Below are 23847 nucleotides of genomic sequence, written 5' to 3'. Positions count from 1 at the left end.
AAACGCCTCCACCACGGGTAGTCCTTATAACAGCCCTCTTCGGCTGTCAGCGGTTTACCCTTTTTGGAGAAACATACTGATGAACATCACCCACCTGATTGGCTTCACCGGTTTGCTCGCCGTCACTTCGACGACTTTCGCCCAAAGCAGTTATCCCGACGCAATCAAAGTGCCGGATGGCCACAAGATCGCGATGGAAACCACCGGCGTCGGCGAGATCACCTACGAATGCCGCGACAAAGCCAATGCTCCGGGGCAGACCGAGTGGACGTTTGTCGGGCCGAAAGCGGTGCTCAATGATCGCAGCGGCAAGCAGGTCGGCACTTACTTCGGCCCACCCGCCACCTGGCAGGCCAAGGACGGTTCGAAAGTCACCGGCACGCAATTGGCCGTGGCGCCATCGACCCCGGGCAACTTGCCCTATCAACTGGTCAAGGCCAATCCCGCCGAGGGCAAAGGCGCGATGGCCGGCGTGAGTTACATCCAGCGCGTCGCACTCAAGGGCGGCGTGGCGCCGGGCAGTGAATGCACGGCAGCGAACAAGGGCAAGCAGGAAGTGGTGAAGTATCAGGCGGATTACATTTTCTGGGCGGCGAACTGACCGTTGAATCACTAAGGCCCAATGTGGGAGCGAGCCTGCTCGCGAAGGCGGTGTGTCAGTCGACGGATATTTCTCTGAACCACCGCTTTCGCGAGCAGGCTCGCTCCCATAGGGGGCCACTCGATTGTGTGGATGTTTGGGGAAAGTGAGCTAGATTGCACGACATGCCTTTAGCCGAATCCGTTTTCGATTACGAAGCCCGTCTCGCCGCCTGTGCCCGTGGGGAGCGTTCGGCCCTGCGCGATTTGTATGTGCAGGAAGGCCCGCGCCTGCTCGGCGTAGCCAAACGTCTGGTGCGTGACTCGGCGCTGGCGGAGGACATTGTCCATGAGGCGTTTATCAAGATCTGGAACGGCGCGGCGGGGTTTGACCCGACGCGGGGTTCGGCGCGGGGCTGGATGTTCACGGTGACGCGGCATCTGGCGCTGAATCTGCTGCGTGATCAGCGTCGTGAAACCTCGCTCGGCGATGAGCACGAAATGGCCGGCGATGCTGACGAGTTCGACGCCCATACGCATTCGGCACGCATTCATCGTTGCCTCGAGCAACTCGAGCCACAACGCCGCCACTGCATCCTCCACGCCTACGTCGACGGTTACAGCCACGCGCAGATCGCCGCGCGCCTCGACACGCCGCTCGGCACGGTCAAGGCGTGGATCAAACGCAGCCTCAACGCCTTGCGGGAGTGCATGGGATGACCACTGAATCGGCGCAGGAACGCGATGAACTGGCCGGCGAATACGTGCTCGGCACACTGCCTGCCGAGCAGCGGATCGCGGTGCAACAGCGTCTGCCGAATGACCCCGAATTACGTGACGCAGTGGATGCCTGGGAGCGGCGTCTGCTGGAGTTGACCGACCTTGCGCCATCGCAACAACCGTCGGCGCTGTTGTGGCCACGGATCGAACGCAGCCTCGATCGACTCACGGCCAAAGCGCCAGCGACTTCATGGTGGAACCTGCTGCCGCTGTGGCGTGGGCTGAGTGCTGTCGGGCTGGCCGCGACGTTGATTTTGGGTTCGATCCTGCTGACCCAGACCACGCCGAAACCGAGTTATCTGGTGGTGCTGGTGGCGCCGCAGGACAAGGCGCCGGGCTGGGTGATTCAGGCGAGCGACTCACGGGAAATCCAGTTGATTCCGCTGGGCGTGGTTGAAGTACCGGCTGACAAAGCGCTGGAATTCTGGACCAAGGCTGATGGCTGGCAAGGGCCGGTGTCGTTGGGTCTGGTCAAGCCGGGCCAGGCGCTGTCGGTGCCGCTGGACAAGTTGCCGCCGCTGCAACCGAACCAGTTGTTCGAGCTGACGCTGGAAGGCGCCAACGGCTCGCCAATCGGCAAACCGACCGGGCCGATCCAGGCAATCGGGCGCGCCGTCAAAGTGCTTTGAGCAACCCTCAACCGGCCTTGGCCATGCAGCGCTTGTAGCGCTCGTCCACGCGTTTGGCGAACCATGCCGTGGTCAATTTGCGCGTGATCTTCGGGCTTTGCAAAACGATCCCCGGCAGCACGGCACGCGGCAGGGTTTTGCCCTCGGCTTTCTCCGCCAACTCAAACACCCTTTGATAGAGTTTGGTCTCTTCGAACTCCAGGGTTTTGCCCTTCTCCAGTTGATCGCGAATCGTCGGGTTGCGCATGCCCAGCGATTTGCCGAGGGTGCGCACCGCCAGTTCGGTGCTGCCGGGCATGATCGAGTCGTAGCGGATCAGATCACCATCGAGCGCCAGCGCAATGCCGGAAGCGCGGCTGACGGCATTTTGGAACGCGGCATTGCGGCTGGCGTACCAACCGGCGTTGAAATCGGCGAAGCGATACAGCGGCTCGCGATAGCTCACCGGGTAGCCGAGCAAATGGGCGATACCGAAATACATGCCGCCGCGCCGACTGAACACTTCGCGACGGATCGTGCCGTCTACCGGGTACGGATAATCCTTGGCGTGCTGCTCAGCGAATTCGATGCTGACCTGCATCGGCCCGCCGGTATGCACTGGGTTGAAGCCGCCGAACAGCGTGCGGCCCATCGGCACGCGGCCTATGAAGTCGTCGAAGATCGCGCTCAACTCTTTCTCGCTGCGCGCGGCGCTCAGGCGTTCGCTGTAGGTCTTGCCGTTGGTTGAGCGCACTTGCAACGCGCCGCTGACCAGCAGGCTGGGGATGTGAACTTTGCTGGCGCGACGGTCGATTTCGTCGCGGGCGATTTTGCCCAGGCCCGGCACTGTGGGGTCGGCCTGGAAGGTGGATTCCTGTTCGGCAACGGCCAATACCGAACAGAGGTTTTGCGTAGTCGGGCTGATGTTCTGCGCAGCAAATGCCGCATAGATATCGGTGGCCCAGCCTTGGCGATCGGCGGTTTTCGCTGGCATCAGCCGGATGATTTCCGCCTTCACTTCAGCGGGCGGACGCGGTACGGGTTCATTGCTGCGCTGGCCCGCGCAACCGGCGAGCACCAGCGATGTGGCGAGGGTGATCAGTAATCGAGGGCTGTGCATGTTGCTCCATCCAGTCCGTTGAGCCGGGTTCACCATACGACCAATGGTGTGCCGCAGGCTAGGACTCTAGCGACCTGCCGCCGTTCCCGGCGATCTGAACCGAGCGCCGCCCAGCGTTCTGGATTAAAGGTTTCAGCGGATGATGACAAACTGATTGCAAAACGTGACTGAGAAAACATATCATTTGCGCCTGGAGTCGCATTTGCGCAAGGAGTTCCCGCGCCGCCCTTACTTTTTCTCACCGGCCGTGCGCCTCCAGGTATCCAAATGCCCGCTTCAGCTCGACTCGCCGTCCCGTTTCGCCCGACGCTTCTCGCCCTGCTGTGCTCCCTGACTGTCACCGCTCACGCCGCCGAAGGCGATAACAAGGAGCTGGTGCTCGACAACGTCAACATCAACGCCCAGGCCCCTGCGCCAAACACCCTGCCCCCGGCTTACAGCGGCGGTCAGGTGGCGCGTGGTGGTCAGCTTGGCGTGCTGGGCAATCAGGACATGATGGACGTGCCGTTCAGCGCGGCGTCCTACACCGAGCAACTGATTCAGGATCAGCAGGCGGAAAACGTCGCCGATGTGCTGCTCAACGATGCGTCGGTGCGTCAGGCCTCCGGTTTCTCCAACCAGGCGCAGATCTTCATGATCCGCGGCCTGCCACTGACTGGCGACGATATTTCCTATAACGGCCTGTACGGCGTGCTGCCTCGGCAGATCATTTCCACCGACGCCCTGGAGCGCGTGGAAGTGTTCAAAGGCCCGAACGCCTTCATCAACGGCGTGACCCCGACCGGTTCCGGCATCGGTGGCGGCGTGAATCTGCAGCCAAAACGCGCCGGCGACGAGCCGCTGCGCCGCTTCACCACTGATATCAACAGCGAAGGTCGCGTCGGTCAGCACTTCGACATCGGCCAGCGTTTCGGTGAAGACAACCGTTTCGGCGCGCGCATCAACCTGGCGCAGCGCGAAGGCGACACCGGTATCGATCACGAAAACCAGCGTTCGAAACTGTTCGCCATCGGCCTCGACTATCGCGGCGACGCACTGCGCCTGTCCGGCGACTTCGCTTATCAGAAAGAACGCGTCAACGGTGGCCGCAACTCGGTCAACCTCGGCACCGCCACGCACATCCCGGACGCACCGTCGGCTGATACCAACTACGCGCCGAAGTGGGGCTACACCGACATCGAAGACACCTTCGGCATGCTCCGCGCCGAGTACGACCTCAACGACAACTGGACTGCCTACGCCGCTGGCGGCGCCAAGCACACCCGTGAAGTCGGCCGCTACAACTCGACCACGCTGGTCGGCAACAGCGGCGCTTCGTTCACCACTGGCTCGTTCATTCCTCACGATGAGGACAACACCAGCGTCATGGCTGGCCTCAATGGCAAGTTCAATACCGGCCCGGTCAGCCACAAGCTCAACTTTGGTCTGACCGGTATCTGGGCGGAACAGCGCAGCGCCTACGACTTCGACCTGACCAAATACGCGAACAACATCTACCACCCGGTGGAAACCCCATCGCCGGTCGGCAACTTCGCCGGTGGCGACAACAGCGATCCGGGCATCGTCGGCAAGACCTTCAACCGCAGCGTGGCGATTTCGGACACCCTCGGCTTCTTCGATGATCGCCTGTTGGTCACCGCCGGCTTGCGTCGTCAGCAACTGGTGGTTCAGGGCTACAGCTACGCCAGTTACGGCAGCGGCCCGCGCTCTTCGAGCTACGACGAATCGATCACCACGCCGGTCTACGGCATCGTGTTCAAGCCGTGGGAACACGTGTCGTTCTACGCCAACCATATCGAAGGCCTGGCGCAAGGCCCGACTTCGCCGACCAGCTCCGGCGGTTTCCGCGTAACCAACGGCAACGAAGTCTACGCACCGGCTCGCTCCAAGCAGACCGAAGCCGGGGTGAAAGTCGACATGGGCACTTACGGCGCGAGCCTGGGTGTTTATCGCATCGAACAGCCGAGCGACGGCTATTGCGAAATCATCGATGCCGACAATTGCACTTACGTGCGCGAAGGCGAGCAAGTCAACAAAGGCGTGGAAATGAACGTCTTCGGCGAGCCGATCCAGGGCCTGCGCCTGATCAGCGGCCTGACGTTGATGGACACCGAACTGAAGAACACCCAGAACGGTGCCAACGACGGCAACCACGCGATTGGCGTGCCGACCTTCCAGTTCAACGCCGGCGCCGATTGGGATGTACCAGGCCTGCAAGGCGTAGCGCTGAACGCGCGGATGCTGCGCACCGGCGGCCAATACGCTGACGCGGCGAACAACCTGAGCCTGCCGACCTGGAACCGCTTCGATGCGGGTGCGCGTTACGCGTTCAAGGTTTCGCAGAAGGACGTGACCGTACGTCTGGGCGTGGAAAACCTGGCCAACAAGAAGTATTGGGAATCGGCTCAGGGCGGTTATCTGACCCAGGGTGAACCGCGTGTGGCCAAGTTGTCGGGGACGATTGATTTCTAAGCCTGAAAAGCCCCTCATCGGAACGCCGCCCGCCTAGCCCTCTCCCGGAGGGCGAGGGGACTGACCGAGGTGTTTTTTCGAGGTACGCCGACGTGTGCCACCGAGTTGGACGCACCGTTTGAAAAGCCCACAAATCGGCTCCCTCTCCCTCGGGAGAGGGCTGGGGTGAGGGGCCCGGATCTACGCCGCGCAACAGCCCCCAAGCCGAACACCGACCATCTGACCAATCCACTGGCCACCCTCTCCTTCTGATCCATACTTGCTGCACCCCATGCAGAGGACTCTCTCATGCACCGCAGCGACGTATTAATCATTGGCGCCGGCCCCACCGGGCTGGTGCTGGCCCTGTGGCTGAGCAAACTCGGCGTGCGCGTGCGCATCATCGACAAAACTTCCACCCCCGGCACCACGTCACGGCGCTGGCAGTGCAAGCGCGCACCCTTGAGTTGTATCGGCAACTGGATCTGGCCGGCACCGTGGTGCGCAACGGTCATCGGGTGGCGGCGGCGAATTTCTGGGTCAACGGCAAACCGGTCGCGCAGTTGCCGCTCAATCGCATCGGTGAAGGCCTGACGCCCTATGCGTTCGTCGAAATCTTCCCGCAGGATGAGCACGAAAAACTGCTGATCGAACGCCTCGAAGACTACGGCGTGACGGTAGAACGCAACACCACGCTGGAGAGTTTCGAGGAAACCGGCGACGGCCTCACCGTCCATTTGCGCTTGCCCGATGGCGAACAGGAAATCTGTCAGGCCTGCTATCTGGCCGGTTGCGACGGTGCCCGCTCGGTGGTGCGCAAAAGCCTTGACGCCGGGTTTCCCGGTGGCACCTATCAGCAGATTTTCTACGTCGCCGACGTCCAGGCCAGCGGCCCGGCGATCAACGGCGAGTTGCATCTGGACTTGGACGAGGCGGACTTTCTCGCGGTGTTTCCGCTGGCCGGCGAAGGCCGCGCGAGGCTGATTGGCACCGTTCGCGACGAACGTGCGGATCGCGCCGAATCCCTGGAATTTTCCGACGTCAGCAGCCGCGCCATCGAACACCTGAAAGTGCACATCGAAGACGTGCACTGGTTCTCGACCTACCGCGTGCATCACCGCGTGGCCGAGCACTTTCGCAGTGGCCGCGCGTTTCTGCTCGGCGACGCTGCCCATGTACACAGCCCGGCGGGCGGGCAAGGCATGAACACCGGGATCGGCGATGCGATCAATCTGGCGTGGAAACTCGCTGCAGTGCTCAGCGGCGGCGCCGAACCGAGCCTGCTCGACAGCTATGAAACCGAGCGCATCGCCTTCGCCCGCCGACTGGTCTCGACCACCGATAAAGTCTTCAGTTTTGTCACCGCCGAAGGGCGGATGGCTGATCTGCTGCGCATGCGCGTGGCGCCGTTTCTGATCCCGAAAGTGGCTTCATTCGAGGCCAGTCGCGAGTTTCTCTTTCGCACGGTTTCACAAGTCACCCTCAATTATCGCGGCATGCCGCTCAGCCAAGGCACCGCCGGTCACGTCCACGGCGGCGACCGCTTGCCGTGGGCCCATGATGGCGAGGGGGATAACTACGAACCGCTGCGCCAGCCGTGCTGGCAAGTGCATGTGTACGGCGACACCAGCGACGAAATGATCGCCTGGTGCCACGAACATCATCTGCCGCTGCACGTGTTCGACTGGCGACCGGCGTTTGAAACGGCAGGGTTGGGGCGTAACGGCTTTTACCTGCTGCGCCCTGATACGTATGTGGCGATTGCCGATAACACTGCGGATCCGAAGGTGATTGAACGGTATTTCCGCGATCACGGGATCCGCCCGTTCTTCAACTGCTCCTGACTAAAGGACACCATGAATCAAATGTGGGAGCGAGCCTGCTCGCGAAATCGGTGCATCAGCAACAGATAGGCTGGCTGACACGACGCCTTCGCGAGCAGGCTCGCTCCCACAGTTAAATCTGCGCTGTTGCTTAGATCCCCGCCAGCGCCAGATCCATCGCAAAGTAAGTAAAGATCAGATCCGCACCCGCACGCTTGATCGCGCCGAGGCTTTCACGCACCACACGATCCTCATCAATCGCGCCGGCCTGCGCGCCGAATTTGATCATCGCGTACTCGCCGCTAACCTGATACGCCGACAGCGGCAGGTTCGAGGCTTCGCGAATGTCGCGGATGATGTCGAGGTACGCACCGGCCGGTTTGACCATCAGCGCATCGGCGCCTTCCTGCTCGTCGAGCAACGATTCACGCAGGGCTTCGCGGCGGTTCATCGGGTTCATCTGATAGCTTTTGCGGTCGCCTTTCAGCGCACTGCCACCGGCCTCGCGGAACGGGCCGTAGAGTGCCGAAGCGAACTTGGTCGAGTAGGCCATGATCGGAATCTGCGTGAACCCGGCGGCGTCCAGCGCCTGACGAATCGCCCGCACCTGACCGTCCATCGCGGCCGACGGCGCGATCACATCAGCGCCAGCGCTGGCCGCTGCCACGGCTTGCTTGCCGAGGTTGATCAGGGTCTGGTCGTTGTCGACTTCGTGGTTGTGCATCACGCCGCAGTGGCCGTGATCGGTGTATTCGCAGAAGCAGGTGTCGGACATCACGATCATTTCCGGCACAGCGTCCTTGGCGATGCGCGACATGCGCGAGACCAGACCGTCTTCACGCCAGGTGTCGCTGCCGTTGCCATCCAGATGGTGCGACACGCCAAAGGTCATCACCGACCTGATCCCGGCGCGGGCGTAGCGCTCGATTTCGCTGGCCAGTTTGCGCTCCGGAATGCGCATCACGCCGGGCATGCTCTTGATCGGCACGAAGTCGTCGATTTCTTCTTCAACGAAAATCGGCAGGACCAGATCGTTCAGCGTGAACTCGGTTTCCTGGAACAGGCTGCGCAGGCTCGCATTGCGGCGCAGACGGCGGGGACGTGCTTCGGGGAACTGGCTGGACATGGGGCTTTCCTGAAATCGGAAGATGAGACGAAAGTCGTAGGGGGCGAAGCTTATGCCTTGCGGGGGTTGGGGTACAAACCTGGATCAATCAAGAGAGCGTTACCGGGGGTGCAATAATCCCTCAGAACACCCCAATCCTCTGTGGAAGCGAGCCTGCTCACGAAGGCGTCGTCTCAGTCAGAATATCTGTTTCTGATACACCGCATTCGCGAGCAGGCTCGCTCCCACAGGATGGGGGTGCTTTCCTTGGATTATGAGGGAATGGTCAGGCCTCGAATCACGGCCGGACGCGCCAGGAAGCGCTCCAGCACGCGGGTGACATTAGGGAAATTCTGGATGCCGACCAGATCACCCGCCTCATAAAATCCGATCAGGTTACGCACCCACGGAAACGTGGCGATATCAGCAATCGTGTAGCGTTCGCCCATGATCCAGTCGCGGCCTTCCAAGCGAGTGTCGAGGACTTTGAGCAGCCGTTTGCTCTCAGCGACATAACGATCACGCGGACGTTTGTCCTCGTAATCCTTGCCGGCGAATTTGTTGAAGAAACCCAATTGGCCGAACATCGGGCCGATACCGCCCATCTGGAACATCAGCCATTGGATCGTTTCGTAGCGCAACGCGCCTTCCTGGGCCAGCAACTGCCCGCTCTTGTCAGCCAGATAAATCAGGATCGCGCCGGATTCGAACAGCGGCAACGGCTGGTCTTCCGGGCCATGGGGATCGAGGATCGCCGGGATCTTGTTGTTCGGGTTCAGCGACAGAAACTCAGGGGACAACTGATCGTTGCTGTCGAACGCGACTTTATGCGGCTCGTACGGCAGACCAATTTCCTCGAGCATGATCGAGACTTTGACGCCGTTGGGCGTCGGCAAGGAATAGAGCTGAATCCAGTCAGGGTACTGCGCCGGCCATTTCTGGGTGATAGGGAACGCGGACAGATCGGTCATGGGAAGCATCCAGTCACAAATGAAAGCCCTGAGCATAATCCAGGATGGCCCGCTCTAGCGCGGGTTCTTTTCAGTCATGTCGGACCGCGTTCTTAAATCCGCAACATCCTGTCGCTAACCTGCGGCCAAGCCGTTGGAACTTGCCGTTAAAGTGCTGCGCACTCGCCCGGATCGAACCAAACGGGCTTCAGGGGACTCTGAGCTATGTCTTTCTCGCAGAGGACGCTGTTCACGACAGGGAAATCACCCGGTGCTGGGAGCCCGCGGTGTAAAGGTTTGTCAGCCTTAACCGAATTTGCTGAAGAACCCTTTATTACATGACGAACCTTTTGAGTTTCGCCAAACGCTTGAAACATCGTGCCTATGTGGCCCTGCCCTCCCTGCTGGCGGTCAGTGCGCTGGTGCTGTCACTGGAGTCGAGCGACAGCCGCGCGCAATCGATCGACGGCACCCAGACCTTGGTGTTCCTGCGCCACGCAGAAAAACCCGAGGGTGGTCTCGGTCAACTCAACTGCCAGGGCCTGAATCGCGCCATCGATCTGTCGACGCTGCTGCCGGAAAAATTCGGCAAGGCCGACTACGTGTTCGCCGCCAACCCGACGCGCAACGTTGAAGAAGGCGAGCTGGATAATTCCTACAGCTACATTCGGCCGCTGATGACCATCAGCCCGGCGGCGATCAAGCTTGGCCTGCCAGTGAACATCGAGTTTTCCGCCAACGACACCAGCGATCTGGCCCGAGAACTGCTCGACGACAAGTACCACAACTCGACGATTTACACCGCGTGGTCCCACGGCTATCTGCCGGAGCTGATCAACAAGGTCGCGGGCAAAGCGGTGGGTGGCAAACAGAACATCACCGACGACTGGTCGGGCGATGATTTTGATTCGTTGTATGTGCTGACCCTGACCTGGCACAACGGCAAGGCCAGTTTGCAGAGCCATAGCTACAAGCAGGGGCTGGATCATGGCAAGGAAACTTGCCCGACCTGAGTTCTGTGGTGCCTGAGCCGGCGCCATCGCCAGCAGGGCTGGCTCCCACAGGAGATCTGCGCCAGGCACACATTTTGTGCTCAATGAAGATCCACTGTGGGCGCTAGCCCTGCTGGCGATAGCGCCAGCAAATCCACCCTCAACCCTTCTGGTTCACCCGCTCGCGCAAGTACTCAAGCACCGCCCCGCGCTCCCCGGCAAACTCGATCCGCCCGCCCTTCTTTTCGCGCTGGAACACATACATCGGGTCGTAATACTCGCGCAGCAACCCCTCGATCCAGCCGCGATGCAAATCCACCGCGCCACTGCGCGCCTGCTCGATCAACGCCGCTTCCATCAGCAGTAACATGCGCTGATGGCGCTCGCCACCGAGGCGTTTTTGCACGTTGTTCAGGCTTTCCAGCAATCGCTCGGAGAACAGGTTGAAGCCTTCTTCGCCGTGCACCGCAGCAAATTCCGCCGAAAGATCCACCACATAATCACGCAAAATCCGCTCGACGCGATCTTCAAAACTGTCTTCCAGCCAGACCATCGGGTACTGCTGCATGCCCTGATACAGCGGCAGCGGCAAGGCACAACTGCCGACCACCCGACTCTCATCCTCCAGTACGAACTGCTCGATCCCGGCATCACGCTTCTTGAGAATGTCGATCGCCAGACGGTTTTCAAAATCGATGTTCGACGGCTGCCCCGTGGCACGCTTGCCGAAACTGGACCCGCGATGATTGGCGTGGCCTTCCAGATCCAGACCATTGCGCAACTGCACCAGCACCTCGGTCTTGCCGGTGCCGGTCATGCCGCCCAGCAGGACGAAATCACACTGCGCGATGGCCTGCTCAGTGGTGTCGATCAGAAAGTTGCGCATCGCTTTGTAACCACCGCCGACGCGCGGGTAGTCGATGCCCGCTTCGTCATGCAGCCAGCGCTGGGTGATCTGCGAGCGCAGGCCGCCACGAAAACAATAGATAAAACCATCGGGATGGGCCCGGGCGAAATCGGCCCAGGCCTGGACGCGCTCGGCTTTCACCGCGCCGGAGACCAGTTGGTGACCCAACTCGATGGCAGCCTGCTGGCCGTGTTGCTTGTAGCAGGTGCCGATCTTCTGCCGTTCGATGTCGTTCATCAGCGGCAGGTTGATCACGCCGGGGAACGCGCCCTTGTGAAACTCGACCGGCGCGCGGGCATCCATCAGCGGGCGGTCGTTGAGGAAAATGTCTCGGTAGTCGGTGCAGTCGCGGAGCATCACATCACCTCGACTGCGTTCGTCTGTCGCTCAACCAGTTCGCCGATTGGCGCCAGGTTCAGACCCAGTTCGGCGGCGACGGTGAGGAATTCGTCATTGCCTTCAGGGGTGACGGCAATCAGCAAGCCGCCGCTGGTTTGCGGGTCGCACAGCACGCGTTTGTGCAACTCCTGGACGCGACCGACCTTGCTTGCGTAGCTGTCGAAATTGCGCAGCGTACCGCCCGGAACGCAGCCCTGATCGAGGTAATACTCGACGCTGTCCAGACGCGGCACGCGGTCGTAGGCGATGCGCGCGGTGAGCCGGCTACCGTCCGCCATTTCCACCAGATGCCCAAGCAGACCGAAACCGGTGACGTCGGTCATCGCCGTGACGCCAGCAAGCTTGCCGAAACGGCTGCCGGGTTTGTTCAGGGTGCACATCCAGTCGCGGGCCACGCCCACATCGGCGGCGCGCAATTTGCCCTTTTTCTCGGCCGTGGTGAGGATGCCGATGCCCAGCGGTTTGGTCAGGTACAACAGGCAACCGGCGGTGGCGGTGTCGTTACGCTTCATGTGGCGTTTTTCCACCAGACCGGTGACGGCGAGGCCGAAGATCGGCTCCGGCGCGTCGATCGAATGCCCGCCCGCCAATGGAATGCCCGCCGCGTCGCACACCGCGCGACCACCCCGAATCACTTCGCGAGCGACTTCCGGCGCCAGCACATTGACCGGCCAGCCGAGGATCGCAATCGCCATCAGCGGATCGCCGCCCATCGCGTAGATGTCGCTGATCGCGTTGGTCGCGGCAATGCGGCCGAAGTCGAACGGGTCATCGACAATCGGCATGAAAAAGTCAGTGGTCGAGACCACGCCGCGCTCGGCATCAATCTCGTATACAGCGGCATCATCGCGCGAGGCATTGCCGACCCACAGTTTCGGATCGAGGTTCTGCGCACCGCTGCCGGCCAGAATCACCTCCAGCACCTGCGGGGAAATCTTGCAGCCGCAACCGGCGCCGTGGCTGTATTGGGTCAGACGAATCGGCTCGCTCATGGGGAGAGTCTCTGGCAGTTAATGGGGCCGATTCTAGCAGAGCGCGAGATTGTAGATTTCCGATCGTTCCCACGCTCCGCGTGGGAATGCAGCCCGGGACGCTCCGCGTCCCTTCACGGAGCCGGAACGCGGAGCGTCCCTGGTGGCGTTCCCACGCAGAGCGTGGGAACGATGATCTGGCGACAAGGCAAAAAAAAACCGCCCTTCCGGGCGGTTAAACGTACTTCGACCCTAAATCAGAAGCCAAGGCTGAAGCTGATGGTCATCGCGTGATCGTTGCTGTCGTTCGACAGTTGCCCCGAATAGCCAACCCCCAGTTTGCCGGTCGGGCTGATCTGGAAGTCGACACCCGCTTCGACAATCGCGCTGTCCTTGGCAATCGGCACGCCTTGGGTGCTGAACGAGGCGCCGCCGTCGATGAAGGTCAGGTCCGCGTCAGGCTTGGTGTCGCCGAAGGCATGGCGCCAGCCGATGGCCGCGCGCGGGGTGAATTGCCCGCCGTTGGCCAGGGTGATGACTTTGCCGGCGCGCAGGCCGAGGGTCGAGAAGGTGATGTCCTGATCGGCATCGGCCTCGAGGCGCCCTACCCCACCTTTTTCCTTGGCTTTGTCGGTGTCGTAGTTGACGTACGACAGACCGGCGAATGGCTCGAGGGCAATGCCGCCGGCTTCAATCGTGTAGCCGACTTCACCGAACACTTGGGCGCTGCGCGCGTCGTAATGAGCCTCCAGACGATCGTTGTAGTTGCCGACGCTGACGTCGCGTTTGGTCTCGATGTCGTGCCAGCTGTACGCCGCGCCGAGGCGCACCGCCAGGGCATCGAACTGCGAGTTGAGGTACGCCGCCAAGTGGTAGCTCTCAACAGTCGCGTCTGAACGACGATCGTGAGCATCGATGTCGCTGCGGGTGTAACCGGCGGCCATGCCCACGCGCCACTGGTCATCGAGTTGCTTGTCAGTGCCGAGCATGAAGCCGCTGAGGTTACGGTCGAGTTTCGCCGCGTTGCTGTCACCGTCCGACTCGCCCCACGCGCCGAGTGCGCGGGCCCAGCCGACCATTTCGCCGTGGCAACCGTTGCTGCTCAACTGGTTGTCACTTGGCGCCAGGGCACGGCGTGGATCATCCGCCGCGCTGCACGAAGGCTGACGCATGCGGTCGTTGACCGCCTCACGCACGTAGCGCGAATCCTCAAGGATGGCGCTGGCGGTGCTGGCGTGGATCTCTCCGGACAGGCTGTCGAACGCATTGCGCGCACCGGCGACGCTGAGGTTGACGATTTCGTTCTGCAACGTCGCCCCCGCCGCACCGTTGCGCATCAGCGCCAGCGCGGTGTTGCGCTGGTTCTTGGTGGCGGCGACATCGGCGAACGAGTTGCCGTTGCGGCTGACCACCAGGTTCACCGCATTGGCGTCATAGACCAGTGCCGAATCGAGGAACGCGTATTGCGGCAGATCCGTTGCACTGAAGGTGCCGATCACACCACCACCCGCCGTGATCACCGAGTAAACGGTGTTGCCGGTGAACGGTGCCAGCGAGTTCACCTGCAGGGCGCCACCCAGGGTCGCGGTGCCGCCGACGGCCAACGGCGTAGCGGTTGGCGAACTGATGGTCAGCGCCAGCAACCCATTGGCAGCGTTGGTCAGGTTACCGGCGACACTCAACGTGCCCGCCTCGGCGCCCGATAGCACCACACCGTGGTTGACCACCGAGCCGACGCTGCCGTTACCGCTCAGAGCAGCGCCATTGGCCACGGTGACTTGCCCACCCAACGAGGCCCGTGCGCTGCGGCTGCCGACTTGCAGCGTGCCTTGATCGACCGCCACGGTGCCACTGAACGGGTTGTCGCCGGTCAACAGCAAGGTGCCGCTACCGCGTTTGAGCATCGCGCCAAGCCCGCTCAATGATCCATTGAATTGGCCGTTGAAGTTCTGCACGAAAAACAGCGAGGCGTTGTTGAGAATGTTGCCCTGCAGGCTGGTGGTGTTACCGATCAGCGTACCGCCGCTGACCGTGGTGCCACCGCTGTAAGTGTTGGCGCCACTCAATACCAGCGTGCCGGAATCGAGCTTCTCGATGCCGCCGGTGCCCACCAGCGGCGTGGCGATCTCCGCACTCGCGCCGGAATTGACCCGCACCGGTGCGAGGCTACCGTCCGGTCCATTGACCGGGGTCAGGGTACCGCCGGCACTTGGCGTCAGGCTGTAACCATCGGCGAGAAATTGCAGGCCGGTGAAGTTCTGATTGCCCTGTACGGTGACCGTGCCGCCCTGCCCGCCAAACACGGCGAACTGACCGTTCGACGCCAGCGCCTGAGTGCCATTGGGATCGGTCCAGTTGGTGCCTGGGCCCCATACGCCGCTACCACCGCCGATGCTGCCGTCCGGATTGGTTTTGCCACCGTTCCAGAACTGCACCTCACCCGGCGTGCCTTGCACCAGCAGGTTGATCTGATTGGCGATCGCCGTCTGCAGGGTGAGGTTGGACGCCGACACCGGCAGGCTGCCGTAGACCAGACCGTTGTCGGTCAGGCTGCCGCCGTAGCTGAACAATTGATAGACGCCTGTGCCGAAGCCGCCGGCATTGCTGACGTTGAGCGTGCCGTCGAGGGTCAGGTTGCCGGCCACCTTCACCACGGTGGTCGAACTGGTTGCCGAGCCGAGGCTGAAGTCCAGATTGGTCCCCGACGACAATGCCAGCGAGCCAACCGACAACGGCGTTGCCGTGCCGCCACCGATCAGCGTCGAGCCGCTGGCCAGCTGAACAGCGCCACCAAACTGGCCGCTGCCGCCCAGTTTGGCACCGCTGGCGACGTTGACGTTGGCGCTGTTGAGCGTGCCATTGACCAGCAGGCTGCCCGCCTGCACCGAGGTGTTGCCGGTGAAGCCGTTGTTGCCGGTCATCAGCAGTTGGCCATTGCCGATTTTGTTCAGCGTGCCGGCGCCGGTGAGGTTGCCGGTGTAGCTGCCATCGGCATTCTGTTCGAAGGTCAGCGTCGCGTTGTTGACGATCGCGCCTTGCAGGCTGCTGGTATCGCCGCGCGTGGTGCCGGCGTTCAGCGTGGTGCCGCCGCTGTAGGTGTTGGCGCCGCTGAGCAGCAAGTCGCCGTTGCCGTTTTTCACCAGACTGCCAGCGCCGGTCACAGCGCCGATGAGCGTGGTGTTCTGGTTGCCGGCGAGGGTCAGTTGCCCGCCCAGATTGATGGCGTTGGCCAGTTGCAGCGCGGACGTGCTGTCGAGGGTGCCGTTGCCGGTCACGCTCAATGCTCCGCTGCTGATCGCGCTGTTGTTGCCGAGAATCAGCGTACCGGCGTTGAGCTGAGTGCCGCCGCTGTAGCTGTTGTTGCCGTTGAGGGTCAGGCTTGATGCGCCGGTCTTGATCAAACTGCCGCTGCCGCTGACATCGCCATCCAGGGTCAGGACGTTGCTGCCAGCAACGCTCAGGCCACCGTTGACTACCACGTCGTTGCCCAGGGTTACGGCGGCGTTGCTGTCCAGCGCCGTGCCATCGGCAGCGGTCAGCACACCGGTGCCGAGCGCGGCGTTGTTGCCGACCACGATCTTGCCGCCATTGAGCGCCGTGCCGCCGGTGTAGCCGTTGGCCGCATTGAGCACCAGCGTACCGGTGTCGTATTTGCCGAGGGTGCCGGCACCGTTGAGCGCCACACCAATCGTTGCAGTGGCGTTCGGGTCAACCCGCACCGTGGCATTGCCCAGCGAACCGTTGACCAGATTCAGCGAACCCGCCGTGCCGTTGACCAGGCTGTAGCCATCGGTGACGAATTGCATGCCGGTGATGGTTTCTGCGCCATTGACGGTGACCGTACCAGCCGCGCCCTGGAACACAGCGAAGCTGTTGCTCCAGCCTTGGTTGGTGGTGCCGTTGACGTCGGTCCAGTTGGTGGTGCCGGTGCCCCAAGTGCCGCTGCCACCCTCGACCGAACCGTTGGCGACCAGTTGATTGCCGTCCCAGAATTGCACGGTCACGCCCGGTGCAGTGACCAGCAGGTTAATCTGATTGGCCAGCGCGGTTTGCAGTTGCAGATCGCCCGGGGTGACGCTGCCCGGTACCGTGCCGATCAGCATGCCGTTGTCGGTCAGGCCGCCGGTGTAGTCGATCAGGCGATAAACGCCGCTGCCGAAACCACCGATGTCACTGACGTTAAGGGTGCCGTCGAGGGTCAGGTTGCCGCCGACGTTGACCAGCGCATTGCCGCCACCGGAGACCGGAGTGCCGAGGCCGACGTCGAAGTTGGAGTTGCCGTTGAACACCAGCGAACTCACGCTCAGCGTACTGCCGGTGACGCCCGCCAGATGGCCGCCGTCGGCCACCGTCACGGCACCCGTCAAGGTGCCGCTGCCGCCGAGAGTGCCGCCGTTGTTGACCAGCACATTGCCGCTGGCCAGCGAACCGTTGACCTGCAGGGTACCGGCGTTGACGTTGGTATCGCCGGTCAGGTCGCTGATACCGCTGAGGGTCAGGGTGCCGCTGCCGAGTTTGCTCAGGCTGCCGTCACCGCTGAGGATGCCGGCGAAGGTGCTGCTGACATTGTTGCCGCCCAGACTCAGCGTATTGCCCGTGCCGATCAGCGCAGTACCGCTGCCAGTGAGGTTGGCAAGGCTGCCCGAGGCACCGAGATTGAGCGCCGCGCCACCCGCGAGATTGACCGTGGCGTTGTTGCCCAGCGCCCCGCTACTCAGCGTGGTCAGGCTGCCGGCGAGCACATCGAAGGTACCGCTGAAGGTGTTGTTGCCGCTCAGGGTCACGTCGGACAGACCGTTCTTGGTCAACGTACCGGCGCCGGCAACGATGCCGCCGAGGGTCAGATTGTTGTTACCGGCCAGGGCCAGGTTCGCATTGACGTTGACGTTGTTGGCCAGCACCAGTGGCGCGGAGTTGTCGAGGGTCGAGGCACCGGCCACCGTGAGCGCGCCGCTGCCCAGCGCTCCACCCGTGCCGAGGGTCAGCGTACCGGCGTTCAGCGTGGTGCCGCCGGAGTAAGTATTGATGCCGTTGAGCGTCAGGTTCGACGCGCCGTTTTTGATCAAGCCGCCCGCGCCGCTGACGACACCGGCGAGGGTCAGGTTGTTGCTGCCGGTGTTGCTCAGGTTGGCGTTGAGCACAACGTTGTTGCCCAGGCTCAGCGCACTGTTGCTGTCCAGCGCCGAGGCACCGGCCACGGTCAGGTTGCCCAGACCCAGCGCCGAGTTGCTGCCGGCGGTCAACGTGCCGGCGTTGAGGGTGGTGCCGCCGAGGAAGTTGTTGTTGCCGCTGAGGGTCAGGTTCGACGCGCCGTTTTTGCTCAGGCTGCCGGCGCCGTTGACCGTACCGCCGAGGGTCAGATCCGCCGTGCCAACGATGCCGAGGTTGCCGGCCAAATTGACCGCGTTGTTCAGCGACACCGCGGTGCTCGCGTCCAGCGTGGTGCCGCCCGCCGCATTCAAAGTGCCGGAACCCAGCGCCGAATTAGACGCCAGAATCAGTCCGCCGGCATTCAGCGCGACCGGGCCGAGGAAGGCGTTGTTGCCGCCGAGGGTCAGGTTCGCCGTGCCGGTTTTGATCAGGCCACCCGTGCCGGCAATCACGCCGTTGAGGGTCAGTGCATTGCTGCCGACCACGGTGAGGTTGCCGTTGAGCGTCGCCGCGTTGGCCAGTGTCACCGCCGCGTTGCTGTCCAGTTGTGTGCCGGCATTCGCCGTCAACGTGCCGGTACCCAACGCGGTGTTGCTGCCGACGATGATTTTGCCGCCGTCCAGTTGCGTGCCGCCGGTGTAAGCGTTGGCACCGCCAAGCACGAGCGTGCCGCTGTCGAGTTTATTGAGAATGCCGCTGCCATCGATATTGGCATTGATGGTCGCGGTCACGCCCGGATCAACCCGCAACGAAGTCGTGCCACCGGTGCCGTTGACGGCGGTGAGTTGCCCCGCCGCGCCGTTGACCACGTTGTAGCCGTCGGTGAGGAATTGCATGCCGGTGAATGCTTGCGTGCCGTTCACCGTCACGGTGCCGGCAGTGCCTTGGAACACTGCGAAGTCACCCGCCCACGGCTGATTCACCAGGCCGTTGGCATCGGTCCAGTTGGTGCCGACCGCGTTCCACGTGCCGCTGCCGCCATCGACCACGCCGTTGGCGATGGTCTGGCTGCCATCCCAATAACGAATGTTGACGTTGGGTGCCGACACTTGAATATTGATCTGATTGGCCACGCCGGTCTGCACCACCAGATCGCCGAGGCCGTAACCGACCGGCACGCTGGCGACATCCAGACCGAGATTGGTCAGCGCGCCGGTGTAGTTGAACAGCCGATACACGCCGACGCCGAATCCACCGGCATCGGTGACATTGAGATTGCCGTTGAGGGTCAAGTTACCGCCGACGTTCATCAGCGATGAGGTCGACGGCGTGCCCAATGCCACATCGACGTTGCTGCCCGCACCGAGGGTCAGCGCACCAGCGGACAGTTGGTTGCCCGACGACAACGCCAGATGCCCGCCACTGTTGACGTTGACGGAGCCGAGCGCCGAGCCGGTGCCGGTCAGGGTGCCGCCGCTGTTGATGTTGATCTGCGTGCTGACCAGCGAACCGCTGAGATCGACGGTGCCGCCATTGATCGCCGTGTTGCCGGTGATGCCGTTGATGCCGGTGAGGTTCAAAGTGCCAGTGCCGACTTTGACCAGGCCGCCGCTGCCGCTGAGGTCGCCGTCGAAAGTGCTGGTGACGTCGCCGCTGCCGACGGTCAGGGTGTTGCTGCCGGTCAGTTGCACGCTGCCGCTGCCGGACAGTGCGCCGAGGCTGGCGTCGCTGCCCAGATTCAGTCCGGCGCCGGCGCTGATGTTGACGCCAGCCGTGTTGCCCAGCGCATTGCTGTTGAGGGTGGTAACGCTGCCCGAGACGATGTTCAGCGCGCCGGTGAAGGTGTTGTTGCCCGCCAGGGTCAGGTCCGACAGACCGTTTTTGGTCAGGTTGCCGGCGCCGTCGATGATGCCGTTCAAGCTCAAATCATTGTTGCCGGCAACGGTCAGTCCGGCATTCAGGGTAATGGCGTTGCCGATGCCGAACGAGGCGCTGTTATCCAACGTTGCCGCGCCACCGACGACCAATGCGCCGCTGCCGAGGCCATTGGCATTGCCCAGCGTCAGCGTGCCGGCGTTGAGCGTGGTGCCGCCGCTGAAGCTGTTGTTGCCGTTGAGGGTCAGGTTGGCCGCGCCGTTCTTGATCAGTTGGCCAGTGCCGCTGGTGGCGCCGCCGAGGGTGAGATTCTGCGTGCCGCCAACGGTCAGCGCAGCGTTCAAGGCAACCGCGTTGTTGAGGCTGACCAGCGGCGAGTTGCTGTCAAGTGTCGACGCGCCAGCGACGGTCAGCGCACCGGAACCCAACGCCGAACTGTTGCCGACAGTCAGAGTGCCGGCGTTCAGCGTGGTGCCGCCGAGGTAGTTGTTGGCGGCGTTGAGAATCAGATTGGCCGCGCCGTTTTTCACCAGACTGCCGGCCCCACTGACCAGGCCGGTCAGGGTCATATTCGCGGTGCCGCCGATGTTCAAGGCACCGGCCAGCGCTACGGCATTGTTCAGGCTGACTGCGGTGTTGGCGTCCAGCGTGGTGTTGGCGGCCGCGTTCAACGTGCCGGAGCCCAACGCCGTGTTGCTGCCGACGGTGAGTTTGCCGGTGTTCAGCGCGGTGTTGCCAAAATAAGTATTGGCGCCGTTGAGGGTCAGGTCGGCAGCGCCGTTCTTGGTCAGTCCACCGATACCGGCGACTACGCCGCCGAGGGTCAGCGCATTGCTGCCGCCCACCGTCAGAGTGCCGGCGAGGTTGACGTTGTTGGCCAGCGTCGCGGCGGTATTGGCATCCAGCGAGGTGCCGTTCGAGGCGTTCAGTGTGCCGGCGCCGAGTGCGGTGTTGGAGCCGACAATCAGTGAACCGGCATTCAGCGCCGTAGTACCGGTGTAAGTGTTGTTGCCGTTGAGGGTCAGGCTCGACGCGCCGGTCTTGATCAGACCGTTGCCGCCGCTGATCACCCCGCCGAGGGTCAGCGCGTTGGCGCCGCCAGTGGTGAGGTTGGCGTTGAGAATCACGTTGTTGTTGAGGGTCACGGCGGAACTGCCGTTGAGGGTGCCCGCGCCTTGAACCGACAAGGCGCCGGTGCCCAATGCCGCGCCGTTGCCGACCGTCAGGCTGCCAGCATTCAGCGTGGTGCCGCCGCTATAGGTGTTGGTGCCGTTGAGCGTGAGATTGGCCGCGCCGTTTTTCACCAGTTGGCTGGCGCCGCTGATCACACCGCCGAGGGTCAGCGCGTTACTGCCGCCGATCCCCAGGCTGTTGTTGAGAATGACCGCGTTGTTGAGGGTTACCGCCGCATTGCTGTCCAGCGTTGCCACACCGCCGACGGTGATGTTGCCGCTGCCGAGCGCCGCGTTGGCACCCGCCGTAATCGTGCCCGAGTTCAACGCGATGGCACCGAGGAAGGTGTTGGCGCCATTGAGAATCAGGTTGGCCGCGCCGTTTTTGGTCAGCCCGCCGCTGCCGCTGACGATACCGCCGAGGGTCAGGTTGGCGCTGCCGCCGACGTTGAGATTGCCGCCGAGCGAGACCGCGTTAGTCAGTGCAACGGCGGTGCTGGCGTCGAGGGTGGTGCCCGCCGCCGTGGTCAGTGCGCCAGTGCCCAGCGCGGTGTTGGAGCCGACAATCAGCGTGCCGGCGTTGAGTGCGGTACCGCCGGAGAAGGTGTTGTTGCCGCTGAGGCTCAGATTCGCGGTGCCGTTCTTGATCAGGTTGCCGGCGCCGCTGACGACGCCGCTCAGGCCCAATGCTTGCGTGCCGCCAAAGGTCAGCGCCCCGGTCGCTGCGACGGCGTTGGCCAAGGTCACTGCCGCTGTCGCATCCAGCGTGGTCCCGGCGGCGGTATTCAGTGCGCCCGTGCCCAGCGCGGTGTTGCTGCCCACCAACAGGCTGCCGGCGTTTAGCAGCGTGTTGCCGCTGTTGGTGTTGTTGCCGGTCAAGGTCAGGCTGGCGGTGCCGCTTTTGGTGATGCCGCCGGTTCCGCTCAACACACCGCCGAGGGTCAGGGCATTGCTGCCCAGCACATTGAGCGCGCCGGTCATGCCGATGTTGTTGGCCAGGGTGACGTTGGCGGTGCTGTCGAGGCTGGTGCCGGCGGCGGTGTTCAGTGCGCCGCTGCCCAGCGAGTTGTTGTTGGTCACCAGCAGGCTGCCGGCGCTGAGAGTGGTGGTGCCGGTGAAACCGGTGTTGGCGCCGCTGACGGTCAGGCTGCCAGTGCCGGTTTTGGTCAGGCCGCTGCTGCCGCTGATCAAACCGCCGAGGGTCAGCGCGCCGGTGCCGCCGGCGGTCAAGGTGCCGCCGAGGCTGATGGCGTTGGCCAGGCTGATCGTGCCCGGCGCGCTCAGTGTCGTCGCGCCGGTGACGTTGAGGGCGCCGGTGCTGAACGCCTGATTGTTGCTGATCTGCACCGTGCCGCCGTTGAGCGTGGTGTTGCCCAGATAGGTGTTGGCGGCGCTGAGGTTTAGCTGGCCGGTACCGGTCTTGGTGAAACCGCCGCTGCCGGAAATCACCCCGCTCAAAGTGGTCGCGTTGCCGCCCTGTACCGTGACGCCGCCGGCACCGAGGGAAATCAGATTGCTGATATTCAACCCGGCGTTGCTGGCCTGCAGAATCCCGCCGTTGGACGTGAGCAACCCGCTGCCGAAGGAGGCGTTGTTGTTGAAATTGGCGATACCGCCATTGAGCGTGGTCGCGCCACTGACCAATGGCCCCTGCAAGGTCCAGGTGCCGCTGTTGATCGTCAGGTTGTTGAAGTTGACGTAGGTAGCGCTCGACGCCGTGCCAGTCCCGGTGATACCGCCGCCGACGCCGGCCGGGTTTTGCAGGATCAGGCTGTTGGTGCCGCCCGCGCCGCCATCGACCGTACCGGTTGGAGCGAAGGTCAGGTTGATGTTGATCAGGCCGCCAAGCCCGACACTGACTTGCACGCCGTCACCGACCTGCACCGAAGAACCGGTCACGGCCGTAAAGGTGTTGGTGCTCGCCGCGCCCATCGACACGCCGCCGGTAATCGCCCCGGCGTTGGTGAAGGTGTTGCCCGCCGCCGACGTTTCGAAGGCGATACGGCCGTTGATCACGCCGGTGCTGCTGTTGGTCATGTTGACCTGCGAGCCACCGTAGACGCCGACTACCGGGGTGTCGGCCAGGGTGATGCCGCCAATCGAGAGTCCGGTCGAGGTGATGGTGCCGTTGTTGGTGATGCTCGTGGTGCCGGTTGCCGCATTGTTAACCGAAAGGGCCAGGCCGTCGATGCTCGTCAGGTTCAGCCCCAGTAACATCCCGGTGCCCCGCATGATCGCGCCAGCGTTGTTGAGCACGCTGACCGTGCTGGTAGCGCCGCTGCCGATAAATGCTCCGCCACTCAAAACCGACACCAGACCGAGCACTGCCGGGTCCATGATGCCGGAGTTGTTCAGGGTAATGTTGACCCCCGTCAAGTCCATGACATGCCCGCCAAGGGTCGCGTTCATCTGCGCGCCGCTGTTGACGTTGACCGTCAGGTTGTTAGAGGCACTGGCAAAGTCGTTGGGAACCAGTGGCAGTGGCGGCACCCCCGTACACGTCACGATTGAACCGGCCGTGGAGCATGTGGCCAGCGCAGGGGCACTGATCCCGCCGAACAACAGTCCGGCGACGCTCAGATGCACAGCAAGGGAAAGTGGGGAAAAACGCGAAACGAGGGCGACACCAAACCTTGCTTCCACGGGCTACTCCTTGTCGTGGCCAATTTCTTCCTTGAAGGCGCGCAGAGCCGTGCTTATTCCACACGCGAATCAAGACTGCGACGGTCATCACAAAAACCGCGTTCTTGGGGACAAAGCTAGTAGACGCCCGGCGATGGGGCACGGATTAAATGGTGTTAATACTTTAATACTAGAGGGGTCTGGAATCGGGGTTTCGGCCAGCTATGACTGGTTCTGAGGGCGATACCACACCTGTGGGAGCGAGGCTGCTCGCGAAAGCGGTGTGTCAGTTGGCGAATATTTTTCTGTCAGGCAGCCTTCGCGAGCAGGCGCTCTCCCACAGGGACTGTAGTGCCTGGAAAACCGTGTCTGACCGGTACATCAGGAAAAAACCGGAAAGCG

Annotated in this window: 11 protein-coding genes and 1 pseudogene; 6 read left to right on the top strand and 6 right to left on the bottom strand. The window is 62.7% G+C overall.

Annotated features, from left to right (window positions below):
* Positions 1–79 precede the first annotated feature (79 nt).
* The 3 genes from ACQ4OE_RS17530 to ACQ4OE_RS17520 all read left to right on the top strand — a co-directional run bounded on the left by ACQ4OE_RS17530 (position 80) and on the right by ACQ4OE_RS17520 (position 1988).
* A complete protein-coding gene (locus ACQ4OE_RS17530; protein ID WP_430947379.1) occupies positions 80–601 on the top strand; it encodes a DUF3455 domain-containing protein in 522 nt (173 codons plus the stop codon).
* A 164-nt stretch (positions 602–765) separates the two neighbouring features.
* Positions 766–1299 carry a sigma-70 family RNA polymerase sigma factor gene (locus ACQ4OE_RS17525; protein WP_430947378.1) on the top strand — a complete coding sequence of 178 codons (534 nt, stop codon included), beginning with the start codon at positions 766–768 and terminating at the stop codon, positions 1297–1299.
* Entirely contained in the window at positions 1296–1988 is a 693-nt protein-coding gene (locus tag ACQ4OE_RS17520; protein ID WP_122590477.1) for an anti-sigma factor domain-containing protein, read from the top strand. The genes ACQ4OE_RS17525 and ACQ4OE_RS17520 overlap by 4 nt, the downstream gene beginning before the upstream one ends.
* 7 nt (positions 1989–1995) lie before the next feature.
* On the opposite strand, the gene ACQ4OE_RS17515 is transcribed toward ACQ4OE_RS17520, so the two are convergent.
* Positions 1996–3087, bottom strand: coding sequence for a DUF1615 domain-containing protein (locus tag ACQ4OE_RS17515; RefSeq protein WP_430947377.1), 1092 nt, complete (start codon positions 3085–3087; stop codon positions 1996–1998).
* Between the two features lie 267 nt (positions 3088–3354).
* Here ACQ4OE_RS17515 and ACQ4OE_RS17510 point away from each other — a divergent pair, with 267 nt between their 5' ends.
* Positions 3355–5559, top strand: a complete 2205-nt coding sequence (locus ACQ4OE_RS17510; RefSeq protein ID WP_430947376.1) for a TonB-dependent receptor — start codon at positions 3355–3357, stop codon at positions 5557–5559.
* Positions 5560–5847: 288 nt separating this feature from the next.
* Positions 5848–7382 (top strand): annotated as a pseudogene (locus ACQ4OE_RS17505) (FAD-dependent monooxygenase).
* A gap of 130 nt (positions 7383–7512) precedes the next feature.
* Here ACQ4OE_RS17505 and hemB read toward each other — a convergent pair.
* Positions 7513–8487, bottom strand: a complete 975-nt coding sequence (gene hemB / locus ACQ4OE_RS17500) for a porphobilinogen synthase (RefSeq protein ID WP_430947375.1) — start codon at positions 8485–8487, stop codon at positions 7513–7515.
* Positions 8488–8738: 251 nt separating this feature from the next.
* Entirely contained in the window at positions 8739–9437 is a 699-nt protein-coding gene (locus ACQ4OE_RS17495) for a glutathione binding-like protein (protein ID WP_430947374.1), read from the bottom strand.
* A gap of 317 nt (positions 9438–9754) precedes the next feature.
* Here ACQ4OE_RS17495 and ACQ4OE_RS17490 point away from each other — a divergent pair, with 317 nt between their 5' ends.
* Positions 9755–10429, top strand: coding sequence for a histidine phosphatase family protein (locus ACQ4OE_RS17490; RefSeq protein WP_430947373.1), 675 nt, complete (start codon positions 9755–9757; stop codon positions 10427–10429).
* Positions 10430–10568: 139 nt separating this feature from the next.
* Here ACQ4OE_RS17490 and mnmH read toward each other — a convergent pair whose 3' ends face one another.
* From mnmH to ACQ4OE_RS17475, 3 genes are all read right to left on the bottom strand, one after another.
* Positions 10569–11672 (bottom strand): tRNA 2-selenouridine(34) synthase MnmH, encoded by a 1104-nt coding sequence (gene mnmH, locus ACQ4OE_RS17485; RefSeq protein WP_430947372.1) that lies wholly within the window; start codon positions 11670–11672, stop codon positions 10569–10571.
* Positions 11672–12706 (bottom strand): selenide, water dikinase SelD, encoded by a 1035-nt coding sequence (gene selD, locus ACQ4OE_RS17480; RefSeq protein ID WP_430947371.1) that lies wholly within the window; start codon positions 12704–12706, stop codon positions 11672–11674. Before selD ends, mnmH begins: the two co-directional genes overlap by 1 nt.
* 236 nt (positions 12707–12942) lie before the next feature.
* Positions 12943–23466: an autotransporter-associated beta strand repeat-containing protein gene (locus ACQ4OE_RS17475; protein ID WP_430947370.1), complete on the bottom strand. Its 10524-nt coding sequence runs from the start codon at positions 23464–23466 to the stop codon at positions 12943–12945.
* Between the last annotated feature and the right edge of the window lie 381 nt (positions 23467–23847).

The organism is Pseudomonas sp. WC2 (assembly GCF_050586545.1).
GTDB lineage: Bacteria > Pseudomonadota > Gammaproteobacteria > Pseudomonadales > Pseudomonadaceae > Aquipseudomonas.
The sequence above is the reverse complement of the archived record's forward strand: the minus strand, read 5'-3'. Positions and strand labels throughout refer to the sequence as shown.

What these genes read in the sequence shown, in the direction of transcription:
- mnmH (WP_430947372.1), bottom strand. Translation starts at nt 11,672, where the DNA reads ATGCTCCGCGACTGCACCGACTACCGAGACATTTTCCTCAACGACCGC.
- ACQ4OE_RS17525 (WP_430947378.1), top strand. Translation starts at nt 766, where the DNA reads ATGCCTTTAGCCGAATCCGTTTTCGATTACGAAGCCCGTCTCGCCGCC.
- ACQ4OE_RS17520 (WP_122590477.1), top strand. Translation starts at nt 1,296, where the DNA reads ATGACCACTGAATCGGCGCAGGAACGCGATGAACTGGCCGGCGAATAC.
- ACQ4OE_RS17495 (WP_430947374.1), bottom strand. Translation starts at nt 9,437, where the DNA reads ATGACCGATCTGTCCGCGTTCCCTATCACCCAGAAATGGCCGGCGCAG.
- ACQ4OE_RS17510 (WP_430947376.1), top strand. Translation starts at nt 3,355, where the DNA reads ATGCCCGCTTCAGCTCGACTCGCCGTCCCGTTTCGCCCGACGCTTCTC.
- selD (WP_430947371.1), bottom strand. Translation starts at nt 12,706, where the DNA reads ATGAGCGAGCCGATTCGTCTGACCCAATACAGCCACGGCGCCGGTTGC.
- ACQ4OE_RS17515 (WP_430947377.1), bottom strand. Translation starts at nt 3,087, where the DNA reads ATGCACAGCCCTCGATTACTGATCACCCTCGCCACATCGCTGGTGCTC.
- ACQ4OE_RS17530 (WP_430947379.1), top strand. Translation starts at nt 80, where the DNA reads ATGAACATCACCCACCTGATTGGCTTCACCGGTTTGCTCGCCGTCACT.
- hemB (WP_430947375.1), bottom strand. Translation starts at nt 8,487, where the DNA reads ATGTCCAGCCAGTTCCCCGAAGCACGTCCCCGCCGTCTGCGCCGCAAT.
- ACQ4OE_RS17490 (WP_430947373.1), top strand. Translation starts at nt 9,755, where the DNA reads ATGACGAACCTTTTGAGTTTCGCCAAACGCTTGAAACATCGTGCCTAT.